Annotated in this window: 12 protein-coding genes; 9 read left to right on the top strand and 3 right to left on the bottom strand. The window is 33.6% G+C overall.

Annotated elements, in window-relative coordinates:
• The first annotated feature begins 13 nt into the window (after positions 1-13).
• The 5 genes from IRZ99_RS01530 (at position 14) to IRZ99_RS01510 (ending at position 3,141) form a co-directional block, all read left to right on the top strand.
• The gene (locus tag IRZ99_RS01530; RefSeq protein ID WP_194655593.1) at positions 14-601 is read left to right on the top strand and encodes a hypothetical protein; all 588 of its coding nucleotides are present in this window, start codon (positions 14-16) and stop codon (positions 599-601) included.
• A 17-nt stretch (positions 602-618) separates the two neighbouring features.
• Positions 619-1,146 carry a hypothetical protein gene (locus tag IRZ99_RS01525; protein ID WP_194655592.1) on the top strand — a complete coding sequence of 176 codons (528 nt, stop codon included), beginning with the start codon at positions 619-621 and terminating at the stop codon, positions 1,144-1,146.
• Between the two features lie 193 nt (positions 1,147-1,339).
• On the top strand, positions 1,340-1,846 hold the full coding sequence (locus IRZ99_RS01520) for a GNAT family N-acetyltransferase (protein WP_194655591.1): 507 nt from the start codon (positions 1,340-1,342) through the stop codon (positions 1,844-1,846).
• 240 nt (positions 1,847-2,086) lie between these two features.
• Positions 2,087-2,635: a HutD family protein gene (locus IRZ99_RS01515; RefSeq protein WP_194655590.1), complete on the top strand. Its 549-nt coding sequence runs from the start codon at positions 2,087-2,089 to the stop codon at positions 2,633-2,635.
• An 80-nt stretch (positions 2,636-2,715) separates the two neighbouring features.
• On the top strand, positions 2,716-3,141 hold the full coding sequence (locus IRZ99_RS01510; RefSeq protein WP_194655589.1) for a hypothetical protein: 426 nt from the start codon (positions 2,716-2,718) through the stop codon (positions 3,139-3,141).
• A 93-nt stretch (positions 3,142-3,234) separates the two neighbouring features.
• On the opposite strand, the gene IRZ99_RS01505 is transcribed toward IRZ99_RS01510, so the two are convergent.
• The 3 genes from IRZ99_RS01505 to IRZ99_RS01495 all read right to left on the bottom strand — a co-directional run bounded on the left by IRZ99_RS01505 (position 3,235) and on the right by IRZ99_RS01495 (position 5,445).
• Positions 3,235-3,618, bottom strand: a complete 384-nt coding sequence (locus IRZ99_RS01505; protein ID WP_194655588.1) for a DUF3037 domain-containing protein — start codon at positions 3,616-3,618, stop codon at positions 3,235-3,237.
• Positions 3,608-4,390 carry a HipA family kinase gene (locus IRZ99_RS01500; RefSeq protein ID WP_194655587.1) on the bottom strand — a complete coding sequence of 261 codons (783 nt, stop codon included), beginning with the start codon at positions 4,388-4,390 and terminating at the stop codon, positions 3,608-3,610. Before IRZ99_RS01500 ends, IRZ99_RS01505 begins: the two co-directional genes overlap by 11 nt.
• A gap of 200 nt (positions 4,391-4,590) precedes the next feature.
• On the bottom strand, positions 4,591-5,445 hold the full coding sequence (locus IRZ99_RS01495) for an NAD(P)H-hydrate dehydratase (protein WP_194655586.1): 855 nt from the start codon (positions 5,443-5,445) through the stop codon (positions 4,591-4,593).
• A gap of 300 nt (positions 5,446-5,745) precedes the next feature.
• On the opposite strand from IRZ99_RS01495, the gene gcvT reads away from it, so the two are divergent.
• From gcvT to IRZ99_RS01475, 4 genes are all read left to right on the top strand, one after another.
• A complete protein-coding gene (gcvT, locus tag IRZ99_RS01490) occupies positions 5,746-6,828 on the top strand; it encodes a glycine cleavage system aminomethyltransferase GcvT (RefSeq protein ID WP_194655585.1) in 1,083 nt (360 codons plus the stop codon).
• Between the two features lie 189 nt (positions 6,829-7,017).
• Positions 7,018-9,048, top strand: coding sequence for a S41 family peptidase (locus IRZ99_RS01485; protein ID WP_194655584.1), 2,031 nt, complete (start codon positions 7,018-7,020; stop codon positions 9,046-9,048).
• 271 nt (positions 9,049-9,319) lie between these two features.
• Positions 9,320-10,033: a YebC/PmpR family DNA-binding transcriptional regulator gene (locus IRZ99_RS01480; protein WP_194655583.1), complete on the top strand. Its 714-nt coding sequence runs from the start codon at positions 9,320-9,322 to the stop codon at positions 10,031-10,033.
• A 299-nt stretch (positions 10,034-10,332) separates the two neighbouring features.
• Entirely contained in the window at positions 10,333-15,258 is a 4,926-nt protein-coding gene (locus IRZ99_RS01475; protein ID WP_194655582.1) for a hypothetical protein, read from the top strand.
• The last annotated feature ends 1 nt before the right edge of the window (position 15,259 follow it).

Raw genomic sequence — 15,259 nt, 5'->3', positions numbered from 1 at the left:
TAAAAATAAAACTATGCTAAAAAAAATCGCAATGTTTTCATTAATTCTCCTGATATCTTGTCGAGAAAATGAAACTACTCAGAGAAGCAATGAGGAACCAAAAGCTTTTGAGGAAACAAGTATTGAAATAGGAAGATTTAGAAAAGGTGGTGATTTAGTAGAAGACTTGTATCAGGAACTTGTAGATAAATCTCCCGAATTGAAAGCTTTAGAAAACGAGCTAAGTGAATTGAATCCAAGAGATACAACAAATCTTTTTTATACTTATGATCAAAAATCTGATGATTATTACAATTCTGTAGAAAGTCATATTAATGGTATAAGAGATAGTGTAATGAAACAGAAAATGATAAATTTAATTACGAAAAGTCAGGATAAATATGTCACACAAAAAGCTGATATTGAAAATTTAGTAAATACGATCAATAAAAAACGAAGCGAGATAACCAATTATCATACTGCTTTAAAGATTATTTTAACCATTCCGCTTATTGAAGAATATCAAAAGCAACATTTGCCAAAAAAATCTCCATTTGAGAAAGTAATTGAGAGAGAAAATCAAGCGCTTGAAAAGACAAAAAGCGTTACGCCAAAATATTAATTGGAAATAAAAACTTAATGATAAATATAGAAATACCTTTTAACAAAGAGATTTACATCGAACAAAACAAGTTAAATTTTGATACAGCCTGGGCTAAACATTTAAAAAACAATAAAAGAAATAGAATTATTTCAATAGTTTTAATATCACTTGGAATACTAATAATAATTGGAAAAAATAATATTGGAGGATTATTCTGTGCAATGGGATTATTTAGTCTTTATATGGTTTATCGCATGAATGTTACTTATAAAGAAAATAAAAAAATATATTTCAATGCAACTTATAATGAGGTAAAAAATAAGGAAGACGCATGTGATTGTCCAATTTGGGAATTTCATGATGATTATTTTCTCTTTAAGGATTATCAACAAGACTTAAAATTAAAATGGATGGGATTACCAAGATATACAAGGATTGATGAAACAATATTCTTAGATTCAAAAATAGGAGTTCGTTTTATATTATCTGAAAAAGAAGTTGGAAAGGAAAAGTTTGAAGAAATAATAGCATTTCTGGATGAAAAAATTAAAACTGTATCATGAAACAAGTGAAATATAACTCTTAGAAAACAATCAAAATCTTCAATTGCCTCCAGGCAAATAAATAATTTCAAACTGGCTTTAGCCTAAATTATTAAGATTTTTGGCTAAAGCCAGTTTCATATTGTAATTTTGTTCCTCCAGCTAAAGCAGGAGGCAATTCAAATTAAAAAATAAAAATACAGCATCGCATACCATGATTACAAAAGCAACATTACAAGATATTCCTACATTAAATATTTTAATCAATTCAGCATACAGAGGTGAAACTTCTAAAAAAGGCTGGACAACTGAAGCCAATTTATTAGAAGGAAAAAGAACCAACGAAGAAGAGTTGACAGAAACGATTCTGAATCCGAAGAATACAATTCTGAAATATACTCAGAGCGACAAGATTATTGGTTCCGTTTTATTGGTCGAAAAAGAAAACCAATTGTATTTAGGAATGTTAACCGTTTCTCCCGAATTGCAAAACAGTGGAATCGGAAAAAAGATGCTGGCTGAAGCCGAAAATCATGCTAAAGCTTTGGGATTGTCCAGTATTATTATGACGGTTATTTCGGTTCGTGAAGAACTTATTGCGTGGTACAAACGCCATGGCTATGTGGATACAGGCGAAAGAGAGGCTTTTCCTGAAAGCGAAATTCATGTTACGATTTGTGAGGCGCCTTTGGAGTTTATTTATTTGGAGAAAAGTATTTAAGAGGGTTTTACCACAGAGATACACAATCCCGATAGCTATCGGGATGCGCAGAGATTCGCTGAGTTTTTTTTTGCCACGAAGACACAAAGTCGCAAAGTTTTCTTTTAAAATTTTCTTTGCGCCTTTGCGTCTTTGCGCGATTTTCAATTCTGGCGTTAGACGCACTGCTGTGCGTCTCTACAAAAAAACCTTTGCCTCTTTGTAACTTTGCAACTTTGAACCTTTTTTAAAAAATGAAAAATGAACATACGCCTTTTGCCTAAAAAAGATAGTAAAGCCTCTGTTTGGAGTGGTGGATTGACCTATGAATATTTGATATATCCGGAAACGGCAAGCTATGCCGACAGAGATTTTGCATTCAGAATAAGCAGCGCTACAATAGAACAAGAGCCTTCTGTGTTTACGAAATTTAGGGGCTATCACCGTTATTTGGTTATGCTTGATAACTGTTTAGATATTGAGGTAAACAAAGAAAAAAAAGTATATGAGAAATATGAAATCATGGAATTTAATTCGGATGATGAAGTGACTTCTTATACAAAAGGCACTGATTTTAATTGGATGGTTTCTGACAAAATACGCCATCATAAACTAAAAATAACGACTAATAGTCAGAACAGTAATGCTCAAATAATGCTTTTATTTTCTTTACGTACAACACTCATAAAAATTAATGACAAGACATACAATCTGAATACTTATGATTTATTAGTTATTGAAAATCAAAAAAAGGAAAATATAATGCTTGATTTTTCTAATGACTGTATCTTTGGGACATTGGATTTTTAGTCAAATTTTGCCACTAAGGCGCTAAGGCACGAAGTTTTTTTGTTTGAACTAATACTTTACTAAAACTAATCTCTCCCTAAATGGAATTACGATTTACAAAATATGCTTTTATAAATGCTTTATGGACTCTGATTCCAGTATTTCCGATTTTTAGTATTTTCCCTTGTGTGTTTTTAGCAATGGGAATTGAAAAGCTTATTCATAATTGTGAAATGAGTTATACAATTGTTTTGTTGCTTTCTATTATTTTGATTTTATTAACCAGCATTTTATTTATTAAAAAAACAAATTCCCTTTTATTAAATGATGAAAAAACAATCAAAGAAAAATTTATGTTACTTAATTTTTTTCTTTACGGTTTATTAAATACTGTTGTATTTATTCTTTTAGTTTGTGTAAATGTTGCCTGTCATGGAGACGGACAAACTCCATTGGTATGTATTATCTCAGGGCCAATATCAAGTCTGCTTTTAATTGTTTTCGGTTTTTTAATAGACCTAAAATAAAACAAATTCATATAATCATACCGTTAGCGCACTGCTGTGCGTCTCTACAGAAAAACCTTTGAACCTTTGTCGCTTTGCTCCTTTGAACCTTTTTTAAAGCACTAACTCTTCAAACAATCTTTGAATCGTTTTTTCCAAATCTTCACATAAACCAGAATGCGGTCTTGAGGTTTGAATTGCTGAACTTCTTATTGCTGTCAACCATCTAAAACGCTCTGGAATTTCCATTTGTCCAATTGGTCCGCCATCTTTGTTTCCGGCTGCAATTTTTTTAAGCGCTGTTATGTTGCAATGCAATTGTTCTATATCAAAATCGTTCGAAAGACTTTCAACCTTAGCATCGTCAATGTGCGACAATACTTTTATAAATTTGGCTTTTTTGCAAAACAAAATGATTCCGATATTTAGGAATTCTTCGCGCTCTACTCTGGGTACCACGCGAATTACGGCATACTCATATAAGTGACTATCTTGCATTTTGAGCTTGATTTACAAAGATTTCGGAATTATTTAATCGGGTTTGCAAGAATTGTAAATATACATTTCGCAGAGCTTCTGGGGTTTCATCAGTATCTTCCCAAACCAGCCATTCTTCCGGAATTGTATTGACAATTTCTTCTAATTTTTCGTTTGTTAAAAGCGCTTTGAATTCGGAATCAACTTCTTTTAAAAGAGAAGCCTGAGGCAGTAAAACGTGATCTTTTATCAGCGCAAACGGACTTTTGGCATGCTGTTCCCAATTGTTCCAGGAATGATGAAAATACAAACAGGCACCGTGATCAATTAGCCATAATTCTTTATGCCAAATCAACATATTGGTATTTCTGAATGTTCTGTCTACATTAGTGATATAAGCATCAAGCCAAACGATTTGCGATGCTAATTTGGCATCTACAGTTGTCACAACAGGATCAAAAGTGATCGCGCCTGATAAAAAATGAAGAGCAAGATTCAATCCCTGACTTCCCTGCAGTAAATCCTGAATTTCTTCGTCGCCCTCAGATCTTCCAAAAGCTTCGTCCAGATTGGCGAAAACCAACTCCGGAAGCTGCAGCTTTAAGGCTTTGGCAATTTGTCCTCCAACTAATTCGGCTATCAAAGCTTTTACACCGTGACCGGCTCCTTTGAATTTTAGGACATATTTAAAATCGTCATCGGCTTCTGCCAAAGCGGGTAAAGAACCGCCTTCGCGCAGTGGTGTGATGTAACGGGTAACATTTACCGTTCTGAGATCGAATTTGTTTTTCATAAGCAGTTTTACTGGAATACAAATCTACGGTTTGTTTATTTAACCGCAAAGTTCGCAAAGATTTACGCGAGGTTCGCTAAGTTTTTTTTAACTGTTGGGGTGAAATAATTTCGCAAAGACGCAAAGGCGCTAAGTTTATATTTTATTATAGCTTTTTTTTAACCTTGCGTTCATTGCGTAAATCTTTGCGAACTTTGCGGTTAAACTTTTTTTTCTAATTCCAAAAAAGCTTTTCCAAGATTCTCAATAATATCAGAGGCTATAAAAGACTGATAACCCGTTTTTGGCAAAGCAATATCTGCTGTTAAGCCATGAAGGAAGACGCCTAATTTTGCAGCATCTTTAGGTTCGTAACCTTGTGCCAGGAAACTTGTAATTATTCCGGTTAGGGTGTCGCCACTTCCTGCAGTTGCCAAGGCAGCGTTACCGGTTGTGTTTTCGTAGATTTCCTGTTTGTTGATGATGTAAGTTGGAGCGCCTTTCATTACGATAATCAGTTTGTATTTCTCTGAAAAGGAAATTGTTTTTTGAAATTTTTCCGATTCCGAATTCCATTTTCCGATAAGACGTTCGAGTTCTTTTGGATGTGGTGTGAGAATTGTGTTTTCTGGAACCAATTCAAGCCAGGATTGATTTTCTGCCAAAATATTCAATGCATCGGCATCGAGAACCAAAGGTATTTTATTGGTTCTTAAAAATTCAAATAAAGCTTTTTGGGTTGCCAACTCCTGCCCGATTCCTGGACCGATACCAATAGCTTGTGGAATTAATGGAAGATGAATATTGGTTATGAAATTCATATTTTCATCGGTAACAACCATAACTTCCGGAATCGAGATTTGCAGAATTTGGTAACCGCATTTTGGTGTAAAAGTGGTTACGAGACCACAACCTGATTTTAGACAGGCTTTTGAGGCTAAAACGGCAGCTCCTATTTTACCATAACTTCCGGCAATAATCACAGCATGGCCTTGCAGTCCTTTATGTGTATGAGGATTTACAGGTTTATAAAACTTTAAAATTTCTTCTTTTGTGATTAAAAACGGGATTTTCATTGAATCGATTTTATGAATTAAAGTTACATAAATTTTGAAGAAAAAAGTTCTTTCTTATTACCTGAGTCCCCTAGCCCTGATTGTAGTAGAAAGCCCGGAGTAAAAAAAGCAAAAATTTCTTGTTCTAAAAAAGCGACCAGCGGAAGCTCTTTTTAGAACATTAGAAATTTTGCTTTTTTTATGAGGACTTGTAACGGAAAGCTGGAATAGCTACTAAATATTGCGAAATTTATAATTTAGACTATTAATTTCCGATATTTTTTAAATAAATTTGCGACTCACTTTTATAAACAACACACAATGAAAAATACTGCGCTTACGCACATACATGAGAGTTTGGGAGCGAAAATGCTGCCTTTTGCCGGTTATAACATGCCTATTACCTATGAAGGCGTAAATGCTGAACACGAAACAGTTCGTAACAGTGTAGGCGTTTTTGACGTTTCGCATATGGGTGAATTTTTGCTTACCGGACCAAATGCTTTGGCTTTGATTCAGAAAGTAACTTCGAATGATGCTTCGACTTTAACAATAGGAAGAGCGCAATATTCTTGTTTACCAAACAATGACGGCGGAATCGTTGATGATTTGATTGTGTATAAAATGAAAGATGAGGAATATTTACTTGTTGTAAATGCTTCAAACATTGAAAAAGACTGGAACTGGATTTCTTCGCACAATGATTTGGGTGTTGAAATGAAAAACCTTTCTGACGATTATTCTTTATTGGCAATTCAGGGGCCAAAAGCGGTTGAAGCTATGCAGCCTTTGTCTTCTATTGATTTAGCTGCAATTGCTTATTATCATTTTGAAGTAGCTGATTTTGCTGGTTTTAATGATGTAATTATCTCTGCAACTGGTTATACAGGTTCTGGCGGATTTGAAATTTACTGCAAAAATGCTGATGCTGAAGCGATTTGGAACAAAGTTTTTGAAGCTGGTGCAGCATACGGAATTAAACCAATTGGATTGGCAGCTCGTGATACTTTACGTTTAGAAATGGGATTCTGTTTGTACGGAAATGACATTAATGATACTACTTCTCCACTTGAAGCTGGATTAGGATGGATTACGAAATTCAACAAAGATTTTACTAATTCTGAAAGTTTGAAAAAACAAAAAGAAGAAGGTGTTACTAAAAAACTAGTTGCTTTTGAAATGCAGGAACGCGCTGTACCAAGACATGACTATGAAATTGTTGATGCTTCTGGTGCTGTAATTGGTATTGTAACTTCTGGAACAATGTCGCCTTCTATGAATAAAGGAATTGGTTTAGGATATGTTACAGTTGCAAACAGTGCTGTTGATAACGATATCTTTATCAGAATCAGAAAAAATGATGTTGCTGCAAAAGTGGTAAAATTACCTTTTTACAAGAAATAAATTTTAAGACATATCTATTACGAAAATGCATTGCTCAAAAAGTAATGCATTTTTTTATGGCGAAATTAAGCTGAAATGGTATGCACTTTAACGGAAAGAAATCGATTAAATGTAAGTTATTTTAGAAAAAATATAACTTTTAATCAAAAAAATAAGTGTAATTTTAAGCTAAACGAAGACCTTCAATCTATGAAAAAAATACTATTATTTTTTTTGATGACTACAAGCGTTCTATTTAGTCAAAATAGCGCATCTACATGCGAAATTTTATTCAAGATAAATCGACTTATTCAAACCGAACATATTAGACCAAAACCTGTTGATGACAGCTTATCAATATTTGTATTTGATAATCTTATAAATGAACTGGACCCCTCAAGAAACATTTTTTTTAAAACTGAATACGATGACTTAGCTAAAAAATATCGTTTAAGTTTAGATGATATGATTATGGAAGGTGACTGTAATTTTGTGGATGCTATTTCTAATAAATATAAGGACGGGCTGCTGAGAACTAAAACAGTCTTAGAAAAGATTCAGACCGGAACCATCGACTATACTAAACAAGACACTATCCGATTTTATAAAAAATCATTTGCTTTTTATCTTAAAAAAGAAGATTTAGAAAAAGTCTGGTTAAAGAAACTACGTTATCAGATTTTAGATGATATGGCCGAAACCAGTGACAATCTGGATTCTATTAAAGCGAACTTTAAATCGATTGAACTAGCTTCAAGAACCACTATTTTAACCAATGAAATTTGTCGTTTCAATACCCTTTTAGAAACCAATACAAAACTGGAAGAGAAGATATACAACTTCTTTTGTACTTACTTTGATCCTCATACCGCCTATTTTAGTGATGATTCTAAATCGAGTTTTGTAGCTTCTCTCTCAAAAGAACACTTATCGCTTGGAATGACGGTGAATTTGAACGAGAAAAACGAAATTATTATTGACGAAATAGATCCGAACGGTCCTGCTTTTAAAACCGGACAAATTAAAAAAGGAGATCAAATTGTTTCGATATCCAATCAAAAAGAAACATTGCAGGTTTCATGTGCATCATTAGAATCTATTTCTACCATGATTTTATCTGAATCTAATAAAAGTATTACGCTTACGCTAAAAAGAAATTCAGGCAAAAGTTTCGACGTTTATATTGAAAAGCAAGTGATGAAGGATGAAGAAAACTCTGTTTTTAGTTTTATTGTGGGTAAAGAAAGTAAAATTGGTTACATCAAGATTCCTAGTTTTTATGCTGATTTAGATGGTAACAGCCGAAAAGGTTGTGCCGATGATGTTGCGAGAGAAGTGATAAAGCTAGATCGGGACAATATAAAAGGTCTTGTAATTGATTTAATTGATAATGGTGGTGGATCTATGGAGGAAGCCATCAAGCTGGCCGGAATGTTTGTTGATTATGGTCCGCTTTCGATTGTAATAGACAACAAACAAGGTACATCAGTTATTAATGACCCTTACAGAGGAATGATTTATAAAGGGCCCATTGTTGTATTAGTTAATAGCAATACAGCTTCAGCAAGCGAATTTTTCTCTTCGATATTGCAAGATTACAATCGTGCTTTAATACTTGGAAGTAATACACTTGGAAAAGCGACTATGCAAACCATTCTTTCGCTAGACGAAGAAAAAAACACTGACTTTTTAAAAATCACAATTAATAAATTTTACAGAGTAACCGGAAAAAGCCATCAATATGTAGGAGTAACTCCGGATGTTATTGTGCCTGAATTTTATGAAGGTGTCTATCAAAAGGAAAGTGATTTCCCGACAGCTATTAAAAACGACAGTATTCAGCCATTTTTAAAATACAAACCATTCGTAAAACGACCTTTAATAGATAAGCTTGCCCAAAATAGTACTGCGCGTTTGGCAGATAATTATTTTTTTAACGACGTGAAAAAAATCAATTTAAAAATTGATCAATTGGTAAACACCCCAAAATCAGAAATTCCCATGACAATTGACGCTGTTTTTAATCAGAAAAAGATAGTCAATTCACTTTGGAAAGAGATTAATACTTTTAATGATGAAAACAATCCTTTAGATGTTTATAATTCCAGTGTAAATCAATTTTTATTAGGTGTTTATCCCACAGAAAAAACAATAAACCAGTATCAAATTGATAATTTGAAAACAAATCCTTACCTGAATGAAGCAGTGAATATTATTACAGAGTTCAATGCTTCTAAATAGGTTTCAGGTTGTCTCGCTTTGAACATAGATTTTAACCGCAAGGTTCGCAAAGTTTTTTTTCGTTGCGTTCGCAGATGTTTATTAAGTTCGCAAAGCTGTTCATAGCGTTCTTTGCGTAAAAGCCTTGCGGACCTTGCGGTTAAATTCGACACGAATGTTTTTAAAATCACAGTTAAAATTTCATAAGAACATAATTTAAAAAAGAATACGATTGATTTTGGAAAAATAAGGAATAACCGTATTTTTGCATCACAAAAACTAAAAATTAGAAATGGGAAGAGCGTTCGAATTTAGAAAAGGAAGAAAAATGAAACGTTGGTCAGCAATGGCCAAAACATTTACCAGAATTGGTAAAGATATTGTTATGGCTGTTAAAGAAGGCGGACCTAACCCAGATGCCAATTCTAGATTAAGAGCTGTAATACAAAATGCAAAAGCCGCCAACATGCCTAAGGACAATGTGGAGCGTGCGATAAAAAATGCTAGTAATAAAGATACTGCCAACTATAAAGAAATTTTGTTTGAAGGATATGCTCCTCACGGAATTGCAATTTTAATTGAAACAGCATCTGACAACAATAACAGAACTGTAGCTAACATTCGTAGTTATTTCAACAAATGCAACGGAACTATGGGGACTCAGGGTTCTGTTGAATTTATGTTTGATCATACTTGTAACTTTAGAATTGCAAAAGGAAATCTTGATCCTGAAGAATTAGAATTAGAACTTATTGATTTTGGTGCGGAAGAGGTTTTTGAAGATGAAGACGGAATCTTAATCTATGCTCCTTTTGGAAGCTTTGGAGCTTTGCAAAAAGAATTAGAAAACAGAGGCCTTGAAATTTTATCTTCTGGTTTTGAGCGTATTCCGCAAATCACTAAAGAATTAACAGAATCACAAATCGCTGATGTTGAGAAATTAATCGAGAAAATCGAAGAAGATGATGATGTAATGAACGTTTATCATACGATGAAAGAAGAATAGTTCTTTTAGATTTTTTTTATTTCATACAAACTCCAGATTCTTCTGGAGTTTTTTTTTGACATAATGTGGAAAACCGTAAAGATTTCTCCTATAAATTATATAAATTTGGCAAAAATTTAATAGTCTATTACGTTTTAAACAAATTAAAAAAATATGATATAGAGAAACATTAAAATTCAAAAAGATTGATTTTCAACAAATTAGACACCCCAAGTTGCTTTTTTAAAAGTAGTTCTTATTTGTTAAAAATCATATCTGCGTACGCTCCAAAACAATAGAACAACCAAACCTACTATAAATTGAAAAAAAATAATTCAAGGTTATCCTTTTTTGCATTAAGTTTAGTTTTATTCCTTGTAAGTTTTAATAGTTTTTCTAATACTTTTAAAGACACTATTAATTCGCCAAGAAAGCCTTTATCGACTAAAAAGGTTATTTCTGTAAAAGCACCTACGCCTCCTCCTAATTCGTTTACCTATACTCAATCTTCTGAGAGCGAGTTTACAAATGAATTTTTAAAAAAGAATTTCCCTGTAGCACAAGAAACAAATGCTGATTTAAATCAAGCAAAAGCTACTTTTGAACAAATCGATAAAAATAGTAATGTTACCGATGTTCTGGAGACACGAAAATTAGCAATGCTTCCACTCGGAATCAAAAAAACGATTGGTGGTGTTCAATATATGCTCGGAATCAGTAATGCAAAATTTACTCCAAAATATACAGAATTAACCGCTTTCGTTAGGATTATTATACCACAGGCTGATTCTACTGGTAAACGAAAAGAAATATTTTTTGGTGCCAATAATATTAAGCTATCACATAAAGGAGGGTTAACTGGAGATACTAATTTAGTACTGCTAGGTGACGTTCCTATTCCAATTTTCGGTGATAAAGCCTTACTTATTTTGAAAGGCGGTATGAATATGACTACCGGTAAAATCGAAAATAAAACGTATGTAACTATTGATTGTAATGGTTTTAAAGAACTTGTTATCAGTGCAGATGTTCAGTTTTCAAAAAAAATAATAGTACCTGTTGATGATAATAATGTAATCATTAAAGATGCTTCAGTCGTAGGTAAAATTTCTACTAAAGCAACCAATTGGAATGACATTCTAGTTGACTTGTCAATTCCTAAATTTCAAATTACGAATTTTTCCGGATTATGTTTCCAGGTAAAGGATGCCAAGATCGACTTAAGTGACATTAGAAATTCTGAAAAAATAGTCTGGCCTTCCAATTACCAAAAAGATTACTTGATACCAGGAAATGAAACTTTATGGAGAGGTTTCTATGCCAAAAGTGTAGAAATCACTTTGCCTGAAGAGTTTAAAATAAAAACGGGTCAAAGACGAGTAACTTTTGCTGCAACTGATTTACTTATTGACGGAATGGGAGTTTCCGGTATTTTTTCGGCCAAAGATATTTTGGATATTAAATCAGGAAGTGCTGGCGGCTGGTCATTTTCAGTAAAAAACATCAATCTTGGATTTAAGGCAAATTCATTAGTTTCAGGCGGATTCGGAGGATCTGTTATTCTTCCTTTAACCAACACAGGAGCAAAATGTAGGGATGGTTCTATTGTAGAGTTGGATTATAATGCGATCATCAACCCTGTAGATCATGAATATCTTTTAAAAGCAGATATTGCTAAAAATTTATGCTTTTCTGTTTTTAAGGCTACTGCAAATATTGAAAAAGGGTCTTATATTGAGTTAAAAGTTAAGGAAGGTAAATTTTTACCAAAAGCTTTATTGAATGGGAATCTTACGATCAAGACTGCTATTTTAGAAAAAAGCGAGGCTGTAGACGGAACTGAAATTAAAAGAATATTAAATGAAAGTTTTGATCCTGATGACATCGCAAACGGTATTAGATATAGGACCGAAACAACTAGCGCAGATGGCAAAGTTCAAAAAGGAGCTATAGATAAAGATGGCAACGAAGTACCACTAGATCCCATTACAGGAAAGGCAATACCACAGCCAAAGAAAGAAACAATTGCCGAAAAAGGAGAGACGGCTACAGAAAAAACAACTGCAGAAGCTGACGAAACTAAAAAAATCATATTATTTGAAGGAATAGTTTTTCAAAACCTACAGCTTCAAACTGTTACACCCATTCTTAAAACCGATTACTTTGGTTATAAAGATAATTATGGAGATGAAGTGGGATCTTCAAAAGTGGCTAATTTTCCAATTACTATACATGAAATAGCCCTGATTGCTGATGATAATTCTGCTGCATTAAGGCTTGATCTGTCTATTAATCTGATGAAAAATCAGTTTGGAGGACGTACCAAATTTGATCTCGTCGGGAAATTCAATGAAAATGACGGAATCCAAAAATGGAAATTCGATTATGTGAAGTTTGCACGAATAGATCTTAATGCTGATCTAGGAGGAGCCAAATTTGCCGGAAGCATAATTATAATGGATGATGATCCTGTATATGGAAAAGGCTTTAAAGGTAATCTAAAAGCAGAATTTAAAGGTGGTATAAAAGTTGAAGCAAATGCAATTTTTGGTAAAAAAGACAACTTTAGATACTGGTACGTTGATGCCATGGCTGATAACCTAAACATTCCTTGCAGTGCCTTTGTTATTAAAGGTTTTGGCGGGGGAGCATATTACAATATGAAGAAAGCTGGTTTTAGTTCTTCATTTACAGCCTCTGGAGCAGAATATGTTCCAGATGAGCCCTCTTCTTTGGGGATAAAAGCAATGATTCAATTTGCCAATGCTGCAAGACCAGAAGCGTTTTGGGGAGGAGCAGGTTTTGAAATTGCATTTAATGACAATGGTGGTATAAATAGGATTAGTATTTATGGCGAAGGTCATGTCATGCAGGAATTTGGATTTAAAGTACCTATAGATGGGCTTAAAAAGAATCTTGAAAAAATTGTCACAGCAGAGAGCAAACTAGTAAAAAGTACGCTTGATAAAATTAAAGAGTCTAATCTGATTGAAGCATCGAAACAAGTTTACCCTGATTCTGTATCTGGTAAGGCTGGATTTAATGCATATGCGGCTATTGAATATGATTTCACTTCACATACGCTTCATGGAAGTTTTGATTTATATGTAGAAGTTGCAGGGGGAGTTATAAAAGGAAGAGCTTCCAAAAATAGAGCCGGTTGGGCAGTCTTGCATTTTGCACCAGATAAATGGTATATCCACATGGGAACTCCTACAGACAGATTAGGTCTAAAAATGGGTATTGGCTCTATAGAGGTCGAAACTGGAGGTTACTTCATGATTGGTGATGATATCCCGGGAAGCCCTCCTCCTCCCGATATTGTTGCCGAAATATTAGGTCTCGATGCTGCCAAGTTAGATTATATGCGTGATGAAAACAGCATTGCAGCAGGAAAAGGTTTTGCTTTTGGAGCAGATTTTAGTATTAAAACTGGTGATTTAACTTTCTTAATCTTTTATGCCAATTTCCAAGCTGGTTTTGGTTTTGACATAATGGTGAAAGATTATGGTGAAGCGCAATGTAAAGGTTCAGGTCAAATTGGTATAAACGGATGGTATGCAAATGGTCAATCGTATGCGTATCTGCAAGGAGAATTAGGTATAAAAATTAAACTTTTTATGATTCGAAAGAAAATTTCGATTATAAAAGGGGGCGGTGCTGTTTTGCTTCAGGCCAAATTACCAAATCCCGTATGGCTAAGAGGATATCTTGGAGGATATTTTAACCTTTTGGGAGGCGCCGTTAAAGGTAGTTTTAGATTTAAACTAGAATTTGGAAAAGAATGCGAATTTATAACTGACAGTCCGTTGGGAGGCTTAAAATCTATTGCAGATATTAATCCTTCTGAGGGAGCTAAAGATGTTGATGTATTTACTGTTCCACAAGTTGGTTTCAATATGCCTATAGAAAAAGCTTTCAATATTGAAGAAGATTCTGGTATAAAAACTTATATGCTTAAACTGGAAGAATATACAATTAAAAAGGATGGAGTTCCAATTGTGGGACAAATGACATGGAATCAGAACAATGACTTAGTAAGTTTTAATTCTTATGATATATTGCCTCCAACTACCAATTTAACTCTAACTGTAAAAGTAAGTTTTCAGGAAAGAATAAATGGAGTTTGGAAAACGGTTTATGATGAAGGAAAAATTGCTATTGAAACGGAAACTAGAAACTTTACAACTGGCGTGGCTCCTAACAATATTCCAGTAAATAACGTTGCTTACTCCTACCCTGTTTTTGATCAGAAGTATGTTTATCAGAACGAATCAAAACAAGCATATGTAGTTTTAAAACAAGGACAACCTTACTTATTTGAATTAAAAGACGGACAATCTCAGAAAGCATTTTATAAAACAGGAGACAAAACTGGTTCTTCTGCTATAACGTACGATAGTTCTCAAAGAAAGGTTATTGTTGATATACCGGCCCTGCAAACGTCTAAATCGTACAATCTTTCTTTAAAAACATTGCAAAAAAAGGTTGACGGTAATGCAAACTTGTCTGAATCATATACAACACAAAATTTAGATCAGGATGTAAGTGTGGATACAAAAAGTAATCAGTTAAACGAAACTATTACGGCTGGTGACGATATTGAATTATTACAATATAATTTTAATACCAGCCAGTACAATACTTTCCAGGAAAAAATGACAGCGAAAAAAGCGAAAAACACATATATCGAAATTATTTATTCTGATGTTCATGCTTTGCACGCAGAAAATGCATCTACAGAGCCATTTGATGAAATCGAAATTGTTGGTAACGCTAAAACTCAGAACATACCGTTGGTAAAAGTTGAAGCGCTTTTAGATGATGATTATTATAAAAATAATATTTATCCACTGCTATATAAAGTCTATCCAATAGAAGCAGGTATAACATTAAGTAGAGATACTACTATTTTAGGGCTTCCTCCAACAAAAGGAATTGAGCTTCTAACTTGGTATCAATCGTACCTGACAAATGATCCTGGAAATCCTTATCTAAAAGAAAGACTACCATATCGATACAATCAGCCTTACTATTATAAAACAGACTTTTTGGCGCTACAATATAAATTAGTCAATAAATATCTGAACAGTGAAAATCAGGCTATGATTGATAAATACAACTATATCATCAATGGAAGTTTTCCAATGATTAAAGATGGAAAATACAATATCAAATTAAACTATACACTTCCTGGCGGACAAGCAGGTACTAGTTCAATTTTTACATTCAATAAAACAAATTAGC

It is taken from the genome of Flavobacterium sp. LC2016-12, from assembly GCF_015351595.1.
GTDB lineage: Bacteria > Bacteroidota > Bacteroidia > Flavobacteriales > Flavobacteriaceae > Flavobacterium.
Note: the sequence above shows the minus strand (reverse complement) of the source record. Positions and strands in the feature narration are given on the sequence as shown.

Bases quoted from the DNA above. Each gene is read 5' to 3' on its own strand.
- IRZ99_RS01505 (WP_194655588.1), bottom strand. From the start codon at position 3,618: ATGCAAGATAGTCACTTATATGAGTATGCCGTAATTCGCGTGGTACCC.
- IRZ99_RS01530 (WP_194655593.1), top strand. From the start codon at position 14: ATGCTAAAAAAAATCGCAATGTTTTCATTAATTCTCCTGATATCTTGT.
- IRZ99_RS01500 (WP_194655587.1), bottom strand. From the start codon at position 4,390: ATGAAAAACAAATTCGATCTCAGAACGGTAAATGTTACCCGTTACATC.
- IRZ99_RS01485 (WP_194655584.1), top strand. From the start codon at position 7,018: ATGAAAAAAATACTATTATTTTTTTTGATGACTACAAGCGTTCTATTT.
- gcvT (WP_194655585.1), top strand. From the start codon at position 5,746: ATGAAAAATACTGCGCTTACGCACATACATGAGAGTTTGGGAGCGAAA.
- IRZ99_RS01515 (WP_194655590.1), top strand. From the start codon at position 2,087: ATGAACATACGCCTTTTGCCTAAAAAAGATAGTAAAGCCTCTGTTTGG.
- IRZ99_RS01495 (WP_194655586.1), bottom strand. From the start codon at position 5,445: ATGAAAATCCCGTTTTTAATCACAAAAGAAGAAATTTTAAAGTTTTAT.
- IRZ99_RS01510 (WP_194655589.1), top strand. From the start codon at position 2,716: ATGGAATTACGATTTACAAAATATGCTTTTATAAATGCTTTATGGACT.
- IRZ99_RS01520 (WP_194655591.1), top strand. From the start codon at position 1,340: ATGATTACAAAAGCAACATTACAAGATATTCCTACATTAAATATTTTA.
- IRZ99_RS01480 (WP_194655583.1), top strand. From the start codon at position 9,320: ATGGGAAGAGCGTTCGAATTTAGAAAAGGAAGAAAAATGAAACGTTGG.
- IRZ99_RS01525 (WP_194655592.1), top strand. From the start codon at position 619: ATGATAAATATAGAAATACCTTTTAACAAAGAGATTTACATCGAACAA.